This window comes from Arthrobacter sp. U41 (assembly GCF_001750145.1).
Lineage (GTDB): Bacteria > Actinomycetota > Actinomycetes > Actinomycetales > Micrococcaceae > Arthrobacter.
Window position 1 is genome coordinate 2,636,341 of sequence record NZ_CP015732.1, and the last position, 20,066, is coordinate 2,656,406.

Consider the following 20,066-nt stretch of genomic DNA (forward strand, 5'->3'; position numbering starts at 1 on the left):
CGGGTGACTGTTGTAGCTACCCCTCCCGCCCCCAAGCTGGAACTCCCGCCCCTGAAGCTAGGCCCCCTCACGGTGGACACCCCCGTGATCCTCGCTCCGATGGCGGGCATTACCAACTCCGCGTTCCGCAGGCTCTGCCGTGAATACGGCGGCGGACTGTACGTCGCGGAGATGGTCACCTCCCGCGCCCTCGTGGAGCGCACTCCGGAATCGCTGCGCATCATTGCCCACGACGACGACGAAAAGGTCCGGTCCGTCCAGCTTTACGGCGTGGACCCCGTCACCGTCGGCCAGGCCGTCCGGATGCTCGTCGAGGAAGACCGCGCGGACCACATCGATCTTAACTTCGGCTGCCCCGTGCCCAAGGTGACCCGGCGGGGCGGCGGGTCCGCCCTGCCCTGGAAGATCGACCTGTTCACCTCGATCGTCCGGACCGCGGTCAAGGAAGCCTCCAAGGGCAACATCCCGCTGACCATCAAGATGCGCAAGGGCATTGACGAGGACCACCTCACCTACCTCGACGCCGGCCGGATCGCCCGCGATTCCGGGGTCGCCGCCGTTGCCCTCCATGGCCGCACCACGGCGCAGTTCTATTCCGGCCAGGCCGACTGGTCCGCGATTGCGCGGCTGCGCGAGGCCCTGCCGGACGTCCCGGTCCTCGGCAACGGCGACATCTGGTCCGCCGAAGACGCCATCCGCATGGTCCGGGAGACCGGAGTCGACGGTGTTGTGGTGGGCCGCGGCTGCCAGGGGCGCCCGTGGCTGTTCGGCGACCTCATGGCAGCCTTCGAAGGCAGCCAGGAGCGGCACACGCCGGACCTGCGAAAGGTCGCAGAGAGCGTCTACCGCCACGCCGAGCTGATGGTCGAGACCTTCGGCGACGAGGGCAAGGCGCTGCGTGAAATCCGCAAGCACATGGCCTGGTACTTCAAGGGCTACGTGGTCGGCGGCGAGCTGCGGACCAAACTGGCGATGGTGACCAGCCTGGAAGTGCTCCGCGGGACCCTGGACCAGCTGGACCTGGATTCGCCGTACCCCGGAGGGGACGCCGAAGGCCCCCGCGGCCGTGCGGGCTCGCCAAAGAAGGTGGCCCTGCCCAAGGACTGGCTGCTGGACCGCAACATGGACGCCGAGCAGTCACGCGAGATCTGCCATGCGGAACTGGACGTGTCCGGTGGCTGAAACCAGGACCACCGCCCCGGTGCTGGACGGCTATGTGGCCCGCGACACCGCCCGCTGGGTGGAGGAGCCGCCCAAGTCCACGTACCGCTCCGACTTCGAACGCGACCGTGCAAGGGTGCTGCACTCCTCGGCCCTGCGCCGGCTCGGGGCCAAGACCCAGGTCGTGGCCCCCGACACCGACGACTTCGTCCGCACCCGCCTCACCCACAGCCTCGAGGTGGCCCAGGTGGGCCGCGAGCTCGGCCGCGCCCTGGGCTGCGACCCCGACGTCGTGGACACCGCCTGCCTCAGCCATGACCTTGGCCACCCGCCGTTTGGCCACAACGGCGAATCGGCCCTGAACGAGGTCGCCCACGCAATCGGCGGCTTCGAAGGCAACGCCCAGACCCTGCGGCTGCTGACCCGGCTGGAGCCCAAGGTCCTTGCCCCCGACGGGCGCCCCGCCGGGCTCAACCTCACCCGCGCCAGCCTCGACGCCGCCGCGAAGTACCCGTGGTCGGCCGAGAACGCCCCCATCATCCACGGTGAGCGGACCAGCAAGTTCGGCGCCTACGAGGACGACCTGCCGATCTTCGGCTGGATCCGCGAGGACGCCCCGGACCGGCGCTCCTGCCTCGAAGCGCAGGTCATGGACCTCGCCGACGACATCTCCTACTCCGTGCACGACGTCGAGGACGCAATCGTCGCCGGGCACTTCCAGCTGCGCTGGATGGACAACCCGGACCACCGCGCCCGCGTTGTCGGCTATGCCAGGCAGTGGTACCTGCCGCGCAACGACCCCGCCGCGATTGACGCCGCCCTCGCCCGGCTGGAAGCCACCAGCGTGTGGGTCCGCGAGGCCGACGGCAGCCGCAAATCGATGGCAGCGCTCAAGGACATGACCAGCCAGCTGATCGGCCGGTTCTGCCAGAGTGCACTGGCGTCCACCCGCGCGGTCTACGGCCCGGAGAACCTGACCCGCTACAACGCGGAGCTGATCGTGCCGGACGAAACCGTGATGGAAATCGCCGTGATGAAGGGCCTGGCCACCACCTTCGTGATGACCACCGAGCACCGGCGGCCCATCTACGAGCGCCAGCGGGAGGTCCTCCACGCCCTCGTCACCGCCCTCAGCGCCACCGGGGACCGCCATCTGGAGCCGATGTTCGCAGCCGACTGGCGCGACGCGGCGGACGACGGCGCGCGGCTGCGTGTCGTGATCGACCAGGTCGCGTCCCTGACCGACGGCTCCGCGCTGGCCATGTACGAGCGGCTCGTGGGCAGCCTCCCGTCGCTGTGGTGACAGGCCCCGTGACGTTGCCCGCAGTGTCCGGCTTTGCGCTCTTCCTGTCGGGGCGCGGTACTAGGATGGCACTGTGGCAGGCCTGATCAAACGCGAAGACATCGACGAAGTACGCCAGCGCACGGACATCAAGGAAGTTGTCGACGGCTACGTAACGCTCAAGGTCGCCGGACTGGGCTCCTACAAAGGTCTCTGCCCCTTCCATGACGAACGTTCGCCCTCATTCACCGTCCGTCCCCAGGTGGGCCGTTACCACTGCTTCGGATGCGGCGAGGACGGCGACGTCATCTCCTTCGTGCAGAAACTGGACCACACGACGTTCCATGAGGCCGTGGAAAAACTGGCCTCCCGGATCGGCTTCGAGCTCCGGTACGAGGACGGCGGCTCCGGCCCGAACCGCGAGGAGGTCGGCCGGCGGCAGCGTCTGCTCGACGCCCACAAGGTCGCGGACGAGTTCTTCCGTGCCCAGCTGCTGACCCCGGGAGCCACCGAAGGCCGCAACTTCCTGCATGACCGCGGCTTCGACCGTGCCGCAGCCGACCAGTTCGGCGTCGGGTACGCCCCGCAGGGCTGGGACTCGCTGCTCAAGCACCTTCGCGGGAAGGGCTACACCGACCCCGAACTGAAGCTCACGGGGATGTTCTCCGAAGGCGGCCGGGGGATTTACGACCGTTTCCGCGGCCGGCTGATCTGGCCAATCCGCGACATTGCCGGGGAAACCATCGGGTTCGGTGCCCGCAAGCTCTACGAGGACGACCAGGGCCCCAAATACCTGAACACCCCCGAGACCACGCTGTACAAGAAGTCGCAGGTCCTCTACGGGATCGACCTCGCTAAGCGCAACATCGCCAAGGACCGCCAGATCGTCGTCGTGGAGGGCTACACCGATGTGATGGCCTGCCACCTCGCCGGGATCACGACGGCGGTCGCCACCTGCGGCACGGCGTTCGGGACCGAGCACATCAAGATCGCCCGCCGGCTGCTTTCCGACGACGGCAGCGGCGGCGAAGTCATCTTCACCTTCGACGGCGACGCCGCCGGCCAGAAAGCGGCCCTGCGGGCCTTCGAGGAGGACCAGCGCTTCGTGGCGCAGACCTATGTTGCCGTGGAGCCCAACGGGGCGGACCCCTGTGAGCTGCGTCAGTCCAAGGGAGACGCCGCCGTGCGGGACCTGATCGGCACCCGGCGCCCGCTGTTTGAATTCGCCATCCGCGCCGCGCTGAAACGCCACAATCTGGACACGGTTGAGGGCAGGATCGCCGCCCTGCGGGAATCCGCCCCGGTCGTCGCGCAGATCCGCGACGCCGCGATTCGTCCCGGCTACGTCCGGGAGCTGTCCGGTTGGCTGGGCATGCCGGTCGAGGAAGTCAGCCGCGCGGTCGGTGCCGCGGCCAAGCGGGCGGCCCAGCCGCAGGCGGGCGGGTCCGGCACCGGCCAGTACCAGGCGCAGGGCAACGGCCCCGGCCGCGGCACGGGCCCAGGATACGTTTCAGTGACCGGCGGGGGATCGGCCCCGGGGGTGGCGCCCCTGCCGCCGTCGGCCGCGCTGCAGTCCTTCAACCGCCCGGACCCGCGCGACCCCGTGGCCGCGATGGAACGGCAGGCCCTGGAGGTCGCCCTGCAGCAGCCGGTGATGCTGGAAGGGGAGACCTGGCAGCGTTTCTCCGATGCGAGGTTCTCGACGCCGGCCTACCTGGCCATCCACGAGGCCATCCGGGCCACCGGGCTGGCGTTCGCGGGTGATCCGGTGCGCTGGGTGGAACAGCTGCTGCAGGAGGTTCCCGAGCCGCTTCGCCCGCTTGTATCGGAGCTTGCCGTGGTGCCGCTGCCGGCCAGCACCGCCGACGGCGCGCTGCGCTACTGCCGGGACATCCTCGCACGGCTGTTCGAACTGCAGATCACCCGGGTCAAGGCTGAAAAGATGGGACAGCTGCAGCGCCTGGACGCTTCCGCCGTCCCGGAGGAGTTCCAGCGGCTGAACCGCGAGCTGATGCAGTTGGAGATGGAGCGGCGTTCGCTGCGATCAGAGGCCTGAGTGTTCCGGGCCCGGCAGTCCCGCCCGGGGGCAATTTCACTTCCCGGCCGGGTGTTTGCTAGGCTTGTATCCGCTTCATTCCTCCTTAGCTCAATTGGCAGAGCATTCGACTGTTAATCGAAGGGTTGCTGGTTCAAGTCCAGCAGGAGGAGCGCGCAGTCCCCGTCCCGGGTCACCGGGACGGGGACTTTTTTGTACCCGGAGGGGGTATCGTGCGGATTCGAGGGGAGGGCGGCGGGCCGATTTCCTAAGCGGGAAAACCTTTGCTAATGTCATACCTGCTTCATTCCTCCTTAGCTCAATTGGCAGAGCATTCGACTGTTAATCGAAGGGTTGCTGGTTCAAGTCCAGCAGGAGGAGCGGACGGGTCCCGCGGCCGGTGATAAACCGGCTGCGGGACCTTTTTTGTGTCCTCTTACGGCGGCTCTTGGGGGTTAGACGAAGTACATCTCCACCTGCAGGAACCGCTCGGCCTCCGCCACGGCTCCCTGGAAGGCCTCGAGTTCGGTGGGGGACTTCCGCGGTTCGCGCGGGTGCCACTCGTGCGGGGCAGAGTGGATCTGGGTGAAGCCAGCGCCGGGCGGGGCGTAGAAGATGCCGAAGCGCTGCACGGGCCATTCGGGGGAGGACTCGGGTGCAACCAGGAGCGCCGAATCGGAGGCCGGGTTGTACCACTGGGCGATCGGGCGCCGGCGGTCCTCGGTAAACAGGCCGGCCGCGAAGAGAGCCGCCGACTGCTGGCTGGCCTGGCTGCACAAACGATCCCACCACAGTGGCAGGATTCCGGTGTCGCACCGCTGCCACGTGGCCGGTAGGGGCGGATGATCCTGCCAGTGGGGCACATCTACAACTTTATCGCCCGGGCTCGGACGGGAACAGGGCCGAAGGCCAGCACCGCGGTCGTTCCCCCGGGACATGCCCCGCGCCGGGCCTGGCGCATGGACATCGTGCGCATATGCCCACTCCTGCACGCTAGGACTGGGCATGTCCCGCGGGCTGGGGCATGCGGGAAGGGCGGGCTACTCGATCGACGGGACGGTGCGGGGCCTGACGACCAGCCAGAGGGCGGCCGCGGCGAGGAATATACACGCGGCCTGGACGGCGCCCATCGGGGTGGCGGAACTGACACCGAACCAGCCCACCACCGGGGAGATGAGGCCAGCCATCAGGAACGTTGCGGCACCGAGCAAAGAGGCGGCGGTGCCGGCCTGCGCGCCGTGTTTGGCCAGCGCCAGCACCTGGACGCAGGGGAACGTGAAGCCGGCGCCGAGGATATAGAACCACAGCGGCACCAGCACGCCCCACAACCCGAAGTCCAGCCGGTCGAAAATCACGATCAGCATGGCCATGAGGAACATCCACGCCGTGGAGCAAGCCAGGATCCACTGCGGCGGGACCCTCCGGACGAGCCTCGAGCTGGTCTGCACGCCCGCGACGATGCCCAGCGAATTCACTCCGAAGAGCAGGCCGTACTGCTGCGGGCTGAAGCCGTAGACGTTCTGGAACAGGAACGGAGACGCGGAAAGGTAGGTGAACAGCCCGGCGAAGTTCATCCCGCCCACCAGCAGCAGGCCAACGAAGACCCGGTCCGCGAACAGGACACCGTAGCGCTGGCGGGCGGTCATCCCGGATTTCCCGCGAACGTCCCGGGGCAGCGTCTCGCGCACCACGAACACCGCGGCGATGAGGACACACAGGCCGTAGCCGGCCAGGAAAACGAAGATCCCCGGCCAAGGCATGAACAGCAGCAACTGCGAACCGATCACCGGGGCGAGGATCGGCGCCAGGCCGTTCACCAACGCCATCCGGGAGAACATCCGCACCATGGCGAAGCCGCTGAACAGATCCCGCACCATCGCCATGGCCACCACGCCGCCTCCCGCCGCGCCGATGCCCATCAGCACCCGGAAGAAGCCCAGCATCGAGATGTCAGTCGACAGTGCAGCCCCCAGGGAGGCGAGGATGTGCACCCCCGTCGCCAGGATCAGCGGCATCCGCCGGCCGAACTTGTCACTGAGCGGGCCCACCACCAACTGGCCCAGGGCAAAGCCAATCGTGGTGCCGGTCAGCGTCAGCTGCACGGCCGCCTCCGAGACACCCAGGCTTTCTTCCAGCGCCGGGAAAGCAGGAAGGTACAGGTCCACGGTGAAGGGCCCCAGGGCGGTCAGCGCGCCCAGCATCAGGATGTAAAGGAGCTTCCTGCGACGGGTCAACGAATCGCCGGGATTGGTGGGTGTAGTCACAGAGGTCAATCCTAGGGCTCACGACAGCAGCCCGGGCGTGCGGCGAGGGGCGCGCCACAGCCCGCTGCCGCGCCCCGGCGCGAAGCCTGAATGGTAGTTTTGACACCGGAGTGTGCGTGAAGCTGCGCAGACAGGCAATCCCGCGGAAGCGGAATCACAGACGTAACCAGTTAGGCGGGACCGATGAGCGGACGTCACAGCGGCGGGACAAGCGGGGGGCTGCGTATTTCCGCGCTCCCCAGGACTCTGAAACTGATCTTTAAACTGGCTCCGCGGCAGCTCAACGACGAGATTGCCCTCGCCAAGGTCGAGATCAAACGCAAAGGCATCCAGGTCGGCGTTGCCGCCGCCTTTCTCGCCGTCGCGCTGGTCTTTGTTTCCTTCCTGGTCATCGGCCTCATCGTGGCCGCCATCATGGGCCTCGCCACGATCATGCCTGCCTGGCTCGCGGCCCTGCTGGTCTGCGGGGTCTTCCTGCTGATTGCTGTGATCGTGGGCCTGCTGGGCGTCGGCAAGTTCAAGAAGGCCATGCCGCTGGTTCCGGAAGATACCCTCCGCGGCCTCAAGTATGACCTCGGCATCGCCAAGGAAGGCTCCGCCTTCGACCCCGCCGTGCTGGATCCTGACTCAGAGCAGTACAAGGCAGCCAAGGCCGCCAAAGCCGAGGCCGCCGCCAAGGCCAAGGCCGAGAAGGAAGCCAAGAAGGCCGCCGAGCCGGACTACGGCCCGCCGCCCACCGAAGCGGAACTGCGACGCCGGCTGGACCAGCGCCGCACCCACCTCACCGGTGTCCGTGATGAACTCAACGAGGAACTGGACGTCAAGACCCAGGCGCAACTCCTGCTGGCAGCAGCCCAGGTGAAACTGCACGACGGCAAGGAACAGCTCAGCGGCAAGGTCGCAGGGTTACGGTCCGCGGCCGTGCGTAGCGCAAACCGGCCGGCGACGTCGGCCGGGCCGGCTGCGGGCAGCGCCGGCGTGGCAGGCCAGCTGGGCCAGCGCTGGAAACCGCTCGTCGCGCTGACCGCCTCAGCCGCCGCGCTCGTGTTCCTGCTGCGCAAACTGATCAAGGGCTAGGCAGCCCGCTGAACTGCGACGGCCGAACGTTGCCGGCCACGGAAAGGGGGACTGGATGAAGTTCATTGGCGCTGGTTCCCGCCCTGGTCAGGCCCAGATCCACCACGACCGGGTCGTCACTGTCCCGAACGTCCTGACCGTGGTGCGGTTCCTCGGTGTCCCACTTTTCATCTGGCTCGTGCTCGGGCGGCAGGATTACGGCTACGCCGCACTCGTCCTGGCCATTATGGGCAGCACTGACTGGGTGGACGGCTACGTTGCCCGCCGGTACGACCAGATGTCCAACCTCGGGAGGGTCATGGACCCCATCGCGGACCGGATGTCGCTGATCGCGGTTGCCGTGACCCTTGTGATCGCCGGTGTCGTGGAGTGGTGGTACCTCGCGGCGCTGCTCATCCCGGACGCCATCCTGCTGGCCCTGTCGCTCTACTACTTCCACGGCCACCCCGACCTGCCGGTCAGCAAAGTCGGCAAGATCCGGACTGCGCTGCTGCTGGTCGGCACCCCGCTGCTCGTGCTCTCGAAGCTCCCCGTCCCCGGCACCGAGGTTTACTTCGTGGCAGCCTGGATCTTCCTCGGACTCGGGCTCGTGGGACATTGGATCGCCGGCTACAACTACTTCTGGGCCATCATCCGCAAGGGCCAAAAGCTCAAGGACACCAAACCCGACGTCGACGGCGGCGCCCGCTGATGGTGTGGATCGCGGTACTGCTTGCTGTCCTGGGCGCGTTCTGTCTCGCGTTCGGCGCCCAGCGCCAAGGCAGCGCGGTCAAGGCCGACACCGGCGGACTCGCGCTCAGCACCCACGGCATGCTCCGGCTGATCCGAAGCCCCCGCTGGGTGTTCGGTCTGATGCTGCTGGTCGTGGGCATGGCGATGAACGCCGTCGCCCTGGTCATGGCGCCGCTCACCGTCGTCCAGCCGATCGGGGCAATCGCCCTCGTCATCACGACGATCGTCAACACCAAGGACCAGGGGCTGAGCATCAACCGGGCCACGGTGGTGGCCATTTCCGCATGCGTGACCGGTTCGGCCCTCTTTGTGCTGCTGGCCGTCAACGTCACCCAGGAGAACCACCAGGTCCACTCCTCCGACGAGCTGACCATTGTGCTGCTGCTGGCCTTGGCTGTCGGACTGTTCGGAACGCTCGCCCTGATGTTCAGGCACCGGATGAGCGCCTTTATCTATATCCTTGGTGCGGGAATCCTGTTCGGCTTTGTCGCCGTCCTGACCCGTATCATCGGCAAGCACCTGCTCGATCCGAACGGCCAGGGCCTAATGAATGTGCCGTGGTATTCGGTGGTCGCACTCGTGGCCGCCGGCGGCCTCGGCTCGTGGTTCGTCCAAAACGCATACTCCGGTGGCCCGCCTGACCTCGTGATTGCCGGGCTGACGGTGATCGACCCGATCGTCGGCATCGCCATCGGCATCACGATCCTCGGCGAGCTGCGCCCCGATGTCCACGCCGTGACCGCGATTGCGATGGGTGCGGCCGGATCGCTTGCTATCGTGGGAGTGATCGCTTTGTCCAGGCACCATCCCGAAGTCACCAGGCGCAAGAAGGACGCGCGGAAGGCAGCGGGCCGGGTGTCCTAGGGCAAACCAGACCTCAGCAGTAGGCCCGGCACGCCTGCGCCGACGGCCACCACCGTCTCAGCTGCCCGCACCGTGACCACCAGGAGCTCTCCACGTGACCATGCCCGACAACCAGCACCCGCTGACCATTCTGATCGCCGCGGACACCTACCCGCCCCACGTCAACGGCGCTGCCATGTTCAGCTACCGCCTGGCCAAGGGCATGACGGCGCGCGGACATGATGTCCATGTCCTGGCCTGCCGCCCGGATAAGGGAAAGAGCTACAGCGAGTTCAGCGACGAAGGCACGGTCCACCGGATCCGCTCGCACTCAGTTCCCACGCATGAATACTTCCGGATCACCTTCCCCTGGGAGATCAAGAAGGAAATCAGCCTGCTGTTCGACCGCATCAAGCCCGACGTCGTGCACATCCAGAGCCACTACATGATCGGCGAGCACGTGCTCTACGAGGCCGTCAAGCGCGGCATCCGGATCGTGGCGACCAACCACTTCATGCCGGAAAACCTGAACCCCTTCCTGCCGTTCCCGCAGTGGTTCAAGGACATCGTGGGACGTATTTCCTGGAAGGACATGGGCAAGGTCATGGGCCAGGCCGACGTCGTGACCACCCCCACGCCGCTGGCGGCCGAGGCGATGCACCAGCACGCCTTCCTCCGCAAGGTCCTGCCCCTCTCCAACGGCATCGACTCCGCGGCCTACGAACTTAAGCCCGGCGAGGAGCTCGAGCGGCACCCGAGCCCCACCCTGCTGTTCGTCGGCCGGCTCGCCGAGGAAAAGCACATCGATGTCCTGATCGACGCCGTCGCCAAGACGCCCAGGGAGCTGGACGTCCACCTGGAAATCGTCGGCGGCGGCGAAGTGCGCCCGGCCCTCGAGGACCAGGTTGCCCGGCTCGGTCTGCAGGACCGGGTCAAGTTCCTTGGCCTGGCCAGCGACGCCGACCTCCGCACGGCCTATCTGGCGGCCGACCTGTTCTGCATGCCCGGAACGGCCGAGCTGCAGTCCCTCGTGACGCTCGAAGCGATGTCCGCATCCACGCCGGTGCTGCTTGCCGACGCCATGGCGCTGCCGCACCTGGTGCGCGACGGCGAAAACGGCTACTTGTTCACGCCCAATGACAGCGACGACCTCGCCGCCAAGATCGTCCGCGTGCTCTCGCTCCCCGCGGACGAACTCGCGGCGATGGGAAAGGCGAGCCGGGGCATCGTGGAGAACCACAGCCTCGAACGCACGCTGCAGGCCTTCGAGGATCTCTACCGCGGCGCGAGCTACGACGACCTCGTCGTCTGAATCGGGCCACTACTATTGTTAGAGTGATTTTCGCCCGGAAATCAATCGTCCCCGCGAGGGGTGACGGTTTCCGGGCGCACGGGGCTATAGCTCAGCTGGTTAGAGCGCGGGACTCATAATCCTAAGGTCCTCGGTTCAAGTCCGAGTAGCCCTACAATCTCTGCGGAACCCCGACCGGGATCCGGAGCCACGGGAGCCGCGGCTGATGTTTCGACGTCAGCCCGGCTCTTTTGTGTTATCCGGTGCGGCGCCTGTTTCCCCGGTCCAGCCCGGGAACGGCCCCCCACCGGATCCTCCAGCGTCAGCTCCATCACTTGCGGGCCACCCCTGAATTGCGATAAGTTACCGGTGAGTAACATTCTGCCGGTGCGCCGTCCGCGTCCCACCGGCCGCTGCTGATCACACGTGAAGGAACACCATGTCCAAAGCTGACATCGACATCAACAACCTCCCGTACGCCGACGGCGACTTCTTTGCCTTCGAGCAGCTGCTCAGCCGCAAGGAGCAGGACCGGCTTGCGGAGGTCCGCGAGTTCCTGGCCCGTGAGGTCAAGCCGATCGCCGTCGACTGCTGGAACCGCGCCGAATTCCCGATGGACCTGATTCCGAAGCTGGCCGAAATCGACCTCGTCAGCCCGGTCAGGAGGCAGGGCTACACCAACCTCTTCGCCGGAATCCTGCACGCCGAGCTAACGCGCGCGGACACCTCCATCGCAACCTTTATCGGCGTCCACGACGGACTCTTCACCGGCTCCATCGAAGCACTCGCCTCCGCGGAACAGCAGGAAGCCTGGCTGCCGGACATCTACTCGCTCAAGAAAATCGGCGCCTTCGGCCTCACCGAGCCGCTTGGCGGGTCCGACGTCGCCGGCGGCACCCGCACGACAGCCCGCCGGGAGGGGAACAGCTGGATCCTCAACGGCGCCAAGCGCTGGATCGGCAACGCCACGTTCTCCGACTGGGTCGTCATCTACGCCCGTGACCTCGCCGACAACCAGGTCAAGGGCTTCCTCGTCGACACCAAGACCGAGGGCTACAGCGCCACCAAGATCGAGAACAAGATTTCGCTGCGCACGGTGCAGAACGCGGACATCACACTGGACAACGTCGTGGTGCCGGAGTTCTTCAAGCTCGCCAACGCCAACAGCTTCCGCGACACGAACAAGGTCCTCAAGGTCACCCGCCTGGCCGTCGCCTGGCAGGCAGTCGGCCAGCAGCTGGCGGCCTTCGACGTCGCCCGCCGCTACGCCGTGGAGCGCAGCCAGTTCGGGCGCCCGATCGCCTCCTTCCAGCTGGTGCAGCACCAGCTCGTGCAGATCCTTGGCAATGCGGTCAGTTCGATGGGCATGATGGTCCGGCTCTCCCAGCTCGAGGATCTGGGTCAGGCCAAGGATGAGCAGTCCGCCCTGGCCAAGGCCTTCACCACGGCCCGCATGCGCGAGAGCGTTGCCCTGGGCCGCGGCATCCTCGGCGGCAACGGGATCGTGACGGACTACGAGATGGCCAAGGTCTTCTCGGACGCCGAAGCCATCTACTCCTACGAGGGCACCCACGAGATCAACACCCTCGTCACCGGCCGGGCGATCACGGGCATCTCCGCGATCGTCTAGGAACGGCCCCCGCGGCGCACGGCGGCCCCAAGACGCCCGCGTCCGGCGGTCCGCAGCACGGCCCGCGGCCCTTCAGCCTGCTTTGCCCCCGCATCCCTATCCGGGCGCGGGGTCTTTGGGCGGAAGCAGGATGGAGGGCCGCAGGTCCGTCACGAAGGCCATCGGATTGAGGTAGGCCTCTCCGCGGCGGACGCCCCAGTGGATGCAGGGTTCCGGTCCGCAGTGTCCGGGCAGGATCCACCCCAGGACATCCCCTTCCTCGACGGCGGCGCCCGCGCCAAGAACGCTGCGCACCGCCTCGAAGCTGCTCCGCAAGCCGTTGCCGTGATCAACGGTGATGACCGGGCGGTCCACCACAACTCCGACAAAGCTCACAGTGCCGGCCGCCGGCGAAGTGACCGGGGCTGCGTCGTACGCCGCCCGGAGGTCGACGCCGCGGTGGCCGCTGAGCCACGGCCTGGCCGGCGGATCAAAGCCGCGCACCACGGCAGGCCTGGGATTCAGCGGCCAGCTCCAGGAGTCGGCCACCGACGGTCCGGGACCACTGCCAGGACCACGCATAAGGCTGGGGCCTGCGGAGGCCGTTACAGGGGCGAGTGCCAGGAGCAGCGCGGCAGCAAGCGCGGAAATGGACGCCGGAGTCTTCATGGACTCAGCCTGCCGCGGCGGCCGGACCGGCGTAATGACCCTTCCGGGCTATGTGGAAAAGAAGTGGAACGATCCCGGGCTGGCGGCGCCGGGAAGGAGGCGCCGGTAAAGAACGGCAAGGACCCTGCGAAGCGGCCCGCGCGGACGCCGGAAAGGGGCCCGAAATGCCGCCCGGAAGACCCGTGGCGGTCCCTCCGGCAGCCCCCGCAAACCGTCCAATCCGGCACCGGCCCTGTAGTACACTTGGTGGAGCAGTTTGCTGTGCCCTCACGCTTGATCAAGGTACTTGTCCAAGCCGGCACGCCTCATTCTGGGGTGCGGGGGAGCAGTGGCTGACTACGCGTATCCAGCCCTCCTCATTTCGAAGCTTGAACACTTCAGAGTGCAGAGGACTGTGCTTCTTTCGGTCCGGGCCTGTGGTCCGGAGAAGAAGCGCAGCGGATGCCAGGAGCACCGCCCGCCTGGGTGTTGCTAATCAACCGTCAACTATTGGCAGGGTAAGACAGCCCGTGGGCTGTCTCATGAATGACCTGCCGGAAGGAGCGCCGGCATGCCCGTCGTAACTATGCGCCAGCTGCTTGACAGCGGCGTCCACTTTGGACACCAGACCCGCCGTTGGAACCCGAAGATGAAGCGTTTCATCTTCACGGAGCGCAACGGCATCTACATCATTGACCTGCAGCAGTCGCTGTCCTACATCGACCGCGCCTACGAGTTCGTGAAGGCCACCGTTGCACACGGCGGCACCGTTCTCTTCGTCGGCACCAAGAAGCAGGCCCAGGAATCCATCGCCGAGCAGGCCACCCGCGTTGGCCAGCCCTACGTCAACCAGCGTTGGCTCGGCGGTATGCTGACCAACTTCCAGACGGTCTCCAAGCGCATCCAGCGCATGAAGGAACTCGAAGAGATCGACTTCGACGACGTCGCCGGTTCCGCTTACACCAAGAAGGAGCTGCTGCTCCTTCGCCGCGAACTCACCAAGCTGCAGACCAACCTTGGTGGTATCCGCAACCTGACCAAGGCGCCGTCCGCGCTGTGGATCGTTGACACCAAGAAGGAACACCTTGCTGTCGACGAAGCCCAGAAGCTGAACATCCCGGTTGTGGCCATCCTGGACACCAACTGCGATCCGGACGAAGTCGACTTCCCGATCCCGGGTAACGACGACGCCATCCGCTCCGTCAACCTGCTGACCCGCGTTGTTGCCGACGCCGTTGCTGAGGGCCTCATCGCCCGCCACCAGCGCACCACCGGCACCACGGAAGCTCCGGAAGAGCCGCTGGCCGAGTGGGAGCGCGAGCTCCTCGAAGGCAGCAAGACCGAAGAGGCCGCTGCCGCTCCGGCAGAAGCCGCTCCGGCCGCTGACGAAGCGCCCGCCGCTGCAGAGGAAGCTCCGGCAGCTGCCGAGGCTACCCCGGCCGCTGACGACGCCGCCGGCGAAGCCAAGTAGTCAGACACACAAGGTCTGCTTTTCTCAGCTGACAAATAAATCCGGATCTCCCCGCACGATTAACGCATTGTAGGGGAACTGACAGGATGGCCGCTCACCGGGTGAGCTGCCGTCCTGTCAGTCCGTACACCACATAAAATTTCTAGACAGAGGGGTTCACATGGCGAACTACACTGCCGCTGATATCAAGGCTCTGCGCGAGCGCACGGGCGCCGGCATGATGGATGTCAAGAAGGCTCTTGACGAAGCCAACGGTGACGCCGAAAAGGCCATCGAAATCATCCGCATCAAGGGCCTCAAGGGCGCCACCAAGCGCGAAGGCCGCTCCACCGCTGAAGGCCTGGTTGCTGCCAAGGTCGACGGCGGCGTTGGCGTGATGATTGAAGTCAACTGCGAGACCGACTTCGTCGCGAAGGCTGACAAGTTCATCCAGCTCGCCGACAAGGTCCTGGCCGTTGCAGTCGAGTCCGGCGCTGCCGATCTCGAGACCCTGCTGGCCACCGAGGTCGACGGCAAGCCGCTGTCCGAGGTTGTTATCGAAGAGGGCGCCGTTCTGGGCGAGAAGGTTGTTGTCCGCCGCCTCTCCCGCATCGAGGGCGCAACCGTAGACGCTTACCTGCACAAGACCTCCAAGGATCTCCCGGCCCAGGTCGGCGTCCTGTTCGCTGTTGACGGCGAAGGCGAAGCAGCTGCCACCGCAGCCCACGACGTCGCCGTCCACATCGCCGCGATGTCCCCGAACTACCTCTCCCGCGAGGATGTTCCGGCCGACCTCGTCGAGTCCGAACGCCGCATCGCCGAGGAAACCGCCAAGGCTGAAGGCAAGCCCGAGGCTGCCATGACCAAGATTGTGGAAGGCCGTGTCACGGGCTTCTACAAGGGCGAGGTCCTCCTCGACCAGGCATTCGCCAAGGATGCCAAGAAGTCTGTCGCGCAGGTCCTCACCGAGGCCGGCGTCAAGGGCACCACATTCGCGCGTTTCCGCGTCGGTTCCTAGTCAGGCACCAGTCAGAGAGTAGTCAGACACGCTGAAGGGGTGGTCACTGCGGTGGCCGCCCCTTTTGCATGCACGCAGGGCATGCCCCGGGACACCCTCCCGGGGCGGACCCGGGTCCGGGCGGAATGACGCCTTTGGTCCCCGGCACGATAACCTAGCTCAGAGTTCACCAACGGGAAGGCACCATGGAAACCGTCACCACTTCAGCCCAGCCAAAGAAGAGCCGGCGCCGAGTTCTCTTGAAGCTCTCAGGCGAGGTCTTCGGCGGCGGGAAGCTGGGCGTCGACCCTGACACCGTCCGCGGCGTGGCCAAACAGATCGCCGCAGCAGTCCCCGACGTCGAAGTCGCGATCGTCGTCGGCGGCGGAAACTTCTTCCGCGGCGCCGAACTGTCGCAGAGCGGCATGGACCGTTCCCGCGCAGACTACATGGGCATGCTCGGCACGGTCATGAACTGCCTGGCCCTCCAGGACTTCCTGGAACAGGCCGGCGTCGAAACCCGGGTCCAGAGTGCCATCACCATGGGCCAGGTCGCAGAGGCGTACATTCCGCGCCGCGCCATCCGCCATATGGAAAAGGGCCGCGTCGTCATCTTCGGCGCCGGCGCCGGACTGCCGTACTTCTCCACCGACACCGTGGCCGCCCAGCGCGCCATGGAGGTCCACGCCGACGTTGTCCTGATGGCCAAGAGCGGGGTCGACGGCGTTTACACCGCCGACCCGAAACTGGATCCCACCGCCGAGAAGCTGCACCACCTCAGCTACGACGAGGCCCTGCGACGTGACATCCGCGTGATGGACCAGACCGCCATGACCATGTGCAAGGACAACAACCTCACCATGGTGGTGTTCGGGATGGAAGGCGAAGGCAACGTCACCAGGGCCATCCTGGGCGAGGACCTGGGCACCGTCGTCACCCCCTAGCAGCGGCTAGGATGTTTTCAGGACAGTTCCGCACCCCGGATCCGGGCTAAGCAGGCGGAATTCAACCATGACCGTGCAGCACCCCGCCAAGGGCGGGTGGCACCAATTTCTGAGGAGAGATCGTGATCGAAGAAACCTTGCTCGAAGCCGGGGACAAGATGGACAAGGCGGTTGAAGTAGCCAAGGAAGACTTCGCCTCAATCCGGACCGGCCGCGCCACCCCGGGCCTGTACAACAAGGTCCTGGTGGACTACTACGGTTCCCCGACACCGCTGCAGCAGTTGGCCTCCTTCGCCGTTCCGGACGCCCGCACCATCCTCATCACACCCTTCGACAAGACCGCGCTGCGCGACATCGAACGCGCCCTCAGCGACTCCGAGGTGGGAGCTAACCCCTCCAACGACGGCAACGTCATCAGGATCACCATCCCTGACCTCACGCAGGAGCGCCGCAAGGAATACGTCAAAATCGTCAAAGCCAAGGGCGAAGACGCCAAGGTGTCCATCCGCAACATCCGCCGCAAGGCCAAGGAAACCCTGGACAAACTGGTGAAGGACGGCGAGGCAGGCGAGGACGAGGGCAGCCGTGGCGAAAAGGAACTGGACGCCATGACCAAGGCCCACGTCGACGGGATCGACGAGCTGCTCAAGCGCAAGGAAGCCGAGCTGCTCGAGGTCTGATGACGCAGGAACAGGGGGACCCCGGAGCCGACGTCCGGGTGCGGGGGAAGCAACGGAGGAACCCGACGCCCAGGGCCGGCAGGAATCTTCCCGCGGCGACTGCCGTGGGTCTGGGCCTGCTCACCTTCGTCCTCGGCGGGCTGCTGCTCTTTCCGCTGGGGTTCGTGCTGATCGTCACCGCCTTCGCGGTCTTCGGTGTCTGGGAAGTCTTCCGGGCACTGGAAACCACGGGCACGAGACTGCCGATCATTCCGGTGATGACCGGCACGGTTGCGATGCCGGCCGCCGCCTACTTCGGAGGCCTCGAAAGCCTGCTGTTCGCAATCATGATCAGCAGCGTCGCGGCGCTGATTTGGCGGTCCCTGGAGGGCGCGGCCGGATCCGCGCGAAGCATTTACGCCGGTGTCTTCACCCTGGCCTGGATTCCGTTCCTGATCAGCTTCGCGGTGCTGCCGCTGCACACCGTGGTGGGCCAGACACCGGTCGGGCTGTGGCCCGACGGCGTGATTCCCCCGGGAGCGTGGCAGATTGCCACCCTCCTGCTGCTGGTGGTCGCCAACGACACCTTCGGGTACATCGTCGGAGCCTCGCTCGGCAAGCACCCGATGGCGCCGAAGATCAGCCCCAAAAAGAGCTGGGAAGGCTTCGCCGGCTCCATTGCCGGAGCCACGGTGGTCGGAGTGCTGGCCGCCATCTTCCTGCTGGAGAAGCCCTGGTGGGTGGGGGCGGCGCTGGCCGTGGGCATGGTCGCAGCAGCCACCGCCGGGGACCTCTCCGAATCCATGGTGAAGCGCGAACTCGGGATCAAGGACATGAGCAGCATCCTGCCCGGCCACGGCGGGGTCATGGACCGGCTGGATTCGATCGTCTTCGCCTCCCCGGTGGCGTTCATTCTCTACTCGCTCTTTGCCGGCGTCTGAGGCGGCTTCCCACCCTCCGGCATCTAGAATGGTGCCGGACAAACCAGCCGAACGGCATTGAAGGAAACAAAAGTTACAGTGGACATTCAACGGCAGATTCCTGCGTCTTTTGACCGCGTCGAGCGGACCCGGTACGGCTACAACGCCAAGCAAGTCGACGAGTTCATGCAACGTGCACGGGTGTCGTTCGAGTCCCCCCAGTCCGCCGCCCGGCCGGTCAAGAGCGCGGACGTGCGGGCCGTGTCCTTTGATCCGGTCAAGGGCGGCTATGCCGCGGCCGGCGTGGATGCGGCGCTGGACCGCCTGGAAGACGCCCTCGCCCGGCGGGAACGTGACGAACTTGTCGCTGAAGGCGGCGAGGAAGCCTGGCTCCGCGAAATCGGCCGGCTCGCCGGCGTGTTGCGCGGGCGGCTGCACCGCCCCGACGGCCAGCGCTTCCGACGCCCCTCCAAAGCCAAGGCACGCAGCTACAACACCACGGATGTGGATGACCTCTGCTATGAGTTGATCGGCTACCTCGAAGAGGACAAACCGCTGAGCGTGGACAACGTCCGCCGCGCCGTCTTCCGTCCAGCCGTCGGCAGGGACGGCTACGACGAAAGCCAGGTGGACGCCTTCCTGGACCGCGTCGTCGAACTCATGGCCGCCATCGACTGACCGGCGCTAACGCTCGGTGACCAGCGGCCGTTCGGGCGTGTGCAGCCGCGTCATGAGCCGCGTGATGGTCCGCGGGACCCGGTTCCTGGTGGCCCGGGAAACCAGGACCATCACGGCAAACGCTGCCGGCACCGTCCACGCCGCGGGCTGCGCCAGCCACGACGGCGGGCCGCCGGCACCCAGCACCGCTCCGGCCGCCATCGCCCCGCCGCACAGCACCGCCCCTGTCGCCATGCCGGCGATCGCCCCGGCGTCGGTCAGCCCGCGCCACCAGATGCCCAGCAAAAGCACCGGGCAGATGGTTGATGCGGTAAAAGCAAAAACCATCCCCACGCTGCCTGCCAGCGCGAGCGAACCGGTCATGGACGCGAGCCCCAGCGGAACCACCGCGGAGATCACGGCCGCCCACCGGAAGCCGCGCACACTGCCGCCGAAGAGGTCCTGGCTGATCACCCCGGCGAGCGAGACCACCAGCCCTGAGGTTGTGGACAGAAAGGCGGCGAACGCCCCGGCCACCACCAGGGCGGACAGCAGGTCACCGGCGGTCCCGCCAATCAGCTGCCCCGGAAGCAGCAGCACCAGCGCATCGGCCTGCGCGCTCTGCGCCAGGTCCGGCGCGAACATCCGGCCGATCAGCCCGTAGGCGGTCGGGAACAGGTAGAAGACCGACAGCAGGCCCAGCACAATCAGGGTGGTCCGACGGGCCGACTGCCCGTCCGGGTTCGTGTAGAACCGCACCAGCACGTGCGGCAGCCCCAGCGTGCCGAACAGCAGGGCCACCAGCAGCGAGATGTTCTGGTACAGCCCGGCCGGAGCCACTGCCGTGGGGTTCACCGACGCCTCCGCCACGGCGGGGGTCCCGGCGTCCGCCAGCGAGAAGGCGATAAACAGGATCGGCACGGCCAGCGCCGTCAGCTTCAGCCAGTACTGGAACGCCTGGACAAAGGTAATGGAACGCATCCCTCCGGCCACCACGGTGACACAGACGACGGCGACCACCGCCACCTGCCCCACCCACGCCGGCAGCCCGGTGGTGATCCGGATCGCCAGCGCCGCGCCGTGGAGTTGCGGGACGATGTAGAGCCAGCCGACCATCACGACCACAACGCTCGTGACGCTGCGGACCACCCGGGAGTCGAGCCGCGCTTCGGTGAAATCGGGAATGGTGTAGGCGCCGGAGCGGCGGAGCGGAGCGGCGACGAAAAGCAGCAGCATCAGGTAGCCGGCGGTGTACCCCACCGGAAACCACAGGGCGTCGGTGCCGGAGAGCAGGATGAGCCCGGCGACGCCGAGGAAGCTGGCGGCGGAAAGGTATTCACCGCCGATCGCGGAGGCGTTCCACCACGGCCGGACCGTCCGCGAGGCCACGTAGAAATCCCCGGTGGTGCGCGAGATCCGGAGCCCGTAAAAACCGATGACGGCGGTGGCCACCGAGACGGCGGCGAATGCGGCGATACCGACGACCGGGTTCACGCG

18 protein-coding genes and 3 tRNA genes are annotated in these 20,066 nt (G+C 66.5%); 17 read left to right on the plus strand and 4 right to left on the minus strand.

What is annotated here, in order from left to right; all coding sequences use genetic code 11:
- The first annotated feature begins 3 nt into the window (after positions 1-3).
- The 5 genes from dusB to ASPU41_RS11995 all read left to right on the plus strand — a co-directional run bounded on the left by dusB (position 4) and on the right by ASPU41_RS11995 (position 4,859).
- Positions 4-1,182: a tRNA dihydrouridine synthase DusB gene (dusB, locus tag ASPU41_RS11975; RefSeq protein WP_069951103.1), complete on the plus strand. Its 1,179-nt coding sequence runs from the start codon at positions 4-6 to the stop codon at positions 1,180-1,182.
- Entirely contained in the window at positions 1,154-2,464 is a 1,311-nt protein-coding gene (locus ASPU41_RS11980; RefSeq protein ID WP_069951104.1) for a deoxyguanosinetriphosphate triphosphohydrolase, read from the plus strand. Before dusB ends, ASPU41_RS11980 begins: the two co-directional genes overlap by 29 nt.
- 73 nt (positions 2,465-2,537) lie before the next feature.
- Positions 2,538-4,499, plus strand: a complete 1,962-nt coding sequence (gene dnaG, locus ASPU41_RS11985) for a DNA primase (protein WP_069951105.1) — start codon at positions 2,538-2,540, stop codon at positions 4,497-4,499.
- Between the two features lie 79 nt (positions 4,500-4,578).
- Positions 4,579-4,651 (plus strand) — tRNA-Asn (locus ASPU41_RS11990).
- 135 nt (positions 4,652-4,786) lie between these two features.
- A tRNA-Asn gene (locus ASPU41_RS11995) sits at positions 4,787-4,859 on the plus strand.
- Positions 4,860-4,933: 74 nt separating this feature from the next.
- Here the strand turns inward: ASPU41_RS11995 and ASPU41_RS12000 are convergent.
- Together ASPU41_RS12000 and ASPU41_RS12005 are read right to left on the minus strand one after the other, a co-directional pair.
- Complete coding sequence (locus tag ASPU41_RS12000; RefSeq protein WP_069951106.1) at positions 4,934-5,341, minus strand: hypothetical protein; 408 nt, start codon at positions 5,339-5,341, stop codon at positions 4,934-4,936.
- A 177-nt stretch (positions 5,342-5,518) separates the two neighbouring features.
- Positions 5,519-6,742 carry a multidrug effflux MFS transporter gene (locus ASPU41_RS12005; protein ID WP_069951107.1) on the minus strand — a complete coding sequence of 408 codons (1,224 nt, stop codon included), beginning with the start codon at positions 6,740-6,742 and terminating at the stop codon, positions 5,519-5,521.
- A gap of 183 nt (positions 6,743-6,925) precedes the next feature.
- Here ASPU41_RS12005 and ASPU41_RS12010 point away from each other — a divergent pair, with 183 nt between their 5' ends.
- From ASPU41_RS12010 to ASPU41_RS12035, 6 genes are all read left to right on the plus strand, one after another.
- The gene (locus tag ASPU41_RS12010; RefSeq protein WP_069951108.1) at positions 6,926-7,819 is read left to right on the plus strand and encodes a phage holin family protein; all 894 of its coding nucleotides are present in this window, start codon (positions 6,926-6,928) and stop codon (positions 7,817-7,819) included.
- A gap of 55 nt (positions 7,820-7,874) precedes the next feature.
- Positions 7,875-8,510: a CDP-alcohol phosphatidyltransferase family protein gene (locus ASPU41_RS12015; RefSeq protein WP_069951109.1), complete on the plus strand. Its 636-nt coding sequence runs from the start codon at positions 7,875-7,877 to the stop codon at positions 8,508-8,510.
- Positions 8,510-9,415: a DMT family transporter gene (locus ASPU41_RS12020; protein ID WP_069951110.1), complete on the plus strand. Its 906-nt coding sequence runs from the start codon at positions 8,510-8,512 to the stop codon at positions 9,413-9,415. Before ASPU41_RS12015 ends, ASPU41_RS12020 begins: the two co-directional genes overlap by 1 nt.
- Positions 9,416-9,509: 94 nt before the next feature.
- The gene (locus ASPU41_RS12025) at positions 9,510-10,706 is read left to right on the plus strand and encodes a glycosyltransferase (RefSeq protein ID WP_069951111.1); all 1,197 of its coding nucleotides are present in this window, start codon (positions 9,510-9,512) and stop codon (positions 10,704-10,706) included.
- Between the two features lie 80 nt (positions 10,707-10,786).
- Positions 10,787-10,860 (plus strand) — tRNA-Ile (locus ASPU41_RS12030).
- Positions 10,861-11,124: 264 nt separating this feature from the next.
- Positions 11,125-12,315 carry an acyl-CoA dehydrogenase family protein gene (locus ASPU41_RS12035; RefSeq protein WP_069951112.1) on the plus strand — a complete coding sequence of 397 codons (1,191 nt, stop codon included), beginning with the start codon at positions 11,125-11,127 and terminating at the stop codon, positions 12,313-12,315.
- 96 nt (positions 12,316-12,411) lie between these two features.
- Here ASPU41_RS12035 and ASPU41_RS12040 read toward each other — a convergent pair whose 3' ends face one another.
- Positions 12,412-12,963 carry a M23 family metallopeptidase gene (locus tag ASPU41_RS12040; RefSeq protein ID WP_069951113.1) on the minus strand — a complete coding sequence of 184 codons (552 nt, stop codon included), beginning with the start codon at positions 12,961-12,963 and terminating at the stop codon, positions 12,412-12,414.
- Positions 12,964-13,513: 550 nt separating this feature from the next.
- Here ASPU41_RS12040 and rpsB point away from each other — a divergent pair.
- The 6 genes from rpsB to ASPU41_RS12070 all read left to right on the plus strand — a co-directional run bounded on the left by rpsB (position 13,514) and on the right by ASPU41_RS12070 (position 18,590).
- Positions 13,514-14,413 carry a 30S ribosomal protein S2 gene (rpsB, locus tag ASPU41_RS12045; RefSeq protein ID WP_069951114.1) on the plus strand — a complete coding sequence of 300 codons (900 nt, stop codon included), beginning with the start codon at positions 13,514-13,516 and terminating at the stop codon, positions 14,411-14,413.
- Between the two features lie 160 nt (positions 14,414-14,573).
- Entirely contained in the window at positions 14,574-15,410 is an 837-nt protein-coding gene (tsf, locus tag ASPU41_RS12050) for a translation elongation factor Ts (protein WP_069951115.1), read from the plus strand.
- A 185-nt stretch (positions 15,411-15,595) separates the two neighbouring features.
- A complete protein-coding gene (gene pyrH, locus ASPU41_RS12055; protein WP_069951116.1) occupies positions 15,596-16,333 on the plus strand; it encodes a UMP kinase in 738 nt (245 codons plus the stop codon).
- Between the two features lie 122 nt (positions 16,334-16,455).
- Entirely contained in the window at positions 16,456-17,013 is a 558-nt protein-coding gene (gene frr, locus ASPU41_RS12060; protein ID WP_069951117.1) for a ribosome recycling factor, read from the plus strand.
- Positions 17,013-17,933 carry a phosphatidate cytidylyltransferase gene (locus ASPU41_RS12065; RefSeq protein ID WP_069951118.1) on the plus strand — a complete coding sequence of 307 codons (921 nt, stop codon included), beginning with the start codon at positions 17,013-17,015 and terminating at the stop codon, positions 17,931-17,933. The genes frr and ASPU41_RS12065 overlap by 1 nt, the downstream gene beginning before the upstream one ends.
- 78 nt (positions 17,934-18,011) lie before the next feature.
- Positions 18,012-18,590 carry a DivIVA domain-containing protein gene (locus ASPU41_RS12070; RefSeq protein ID WP_069951119.1) on the plus strand — a complete coding sequence of 193 codons (579 nt, stop codon included), beginning with the start codon at positions 18,012-18,014 and terminating at the stop codon, positions 18,588-18,590.
- A 6-nt stretch (positions 18,591-18,596) separates the two neighbouring features.
- On the opposite strand, the gene ASPU41_RS12075 is transcribed toward ASPU41_RS12070, so the two are convergent.
- A complete protein-coding gene (locus ASPU41_RS12075) occupies positions 18,597-20,063 on the minus strand; it encodes a sodium/solute symporter (RefSeq protein WP_069951120.1) in 1,467 nt (488 codons plus the stop codon).
- Between the last annotated feature and the right edge of the window lie 3 nt (positions 20,064-20,066).

What these genes read in the sequence shown, in the direction of transcription:
- ASPU41_RS12035 (WP_069951112.1), top strand. Translation starts at nt 11,125, where the DNA reads ATGTCCAAAGCTGACATCGACATCAACAACCTCCCGTACGCCGACGGC.
- rpsB (WP_069951114.1), top strand. Translation starts at nt 13,514, where the DNA reads ATGCCCGTCGTAACTATGCGCCAGCTGCTTGACAGCGGCGTCCACTTT.
- ASPU41_RS12020 (WP_069951110.1), top strand. Translation starts at nt 8,510, where the DNA reads ATGGTGTGGATCGCGGTACTGCTTGCTGTCCTGGGCGCGTTCTGTCTC.
- ASPU41_RS11980 (WP_069951104.1), top strand. Translation starts at nt 1,154, where the DNA reads ATGCGGAACTGGACGTGTCCGGTGGCTGAAACCAGGACCACCGCCCCG.
- ASPU41_RS12015 (WP_069951109.1), top strand. Translation starts at nt 7,875, where the DNA reads ATGAAGTTCATTGGCGCTGGTTCCCGCCCTGGTCAGGCCCAGATCCAC.
- ASPU41_RS12065 (WP_069951118.1), top strand. Translation starts at nt 17,013, where the DNA reads ATGACGCAGGAACAGGGGGACCCCGGAGCCGACGTCCGGGTGCGGGGG.
- tsf (WP_069951115.1), top strand. Translation starts at nt 14,574, where the DNA reads ATGGCGAACTACACTGCCGCTGATATCAAGGCTCTGCGCGAGCGCACG.
- pyrH (WP_069951116.1), top strand. Translation starts at nt 15,596, where the DNA reads ATGGAAACCGTCACCACTTCAGCCCAGCCAAAGAAGAGCCGGCGCCGA.
- ASPU41_RS12040 (WP_069951113.1), bottom strand. Translation starts at nt 12,963, where the DNA reads ATGAAGACTCCGGCGTCCATTTCCGCGCTTGCTGCCGCGCTGCTCCTG.
- ASPU41_RS12010 (WP_069951108.1), top strand. Translation starts at nt 6,926, where the DNA reads ATGAGCGGACGTCACAGCGGCGGGACAAGCGGGGGGCTGCGTATTTCC.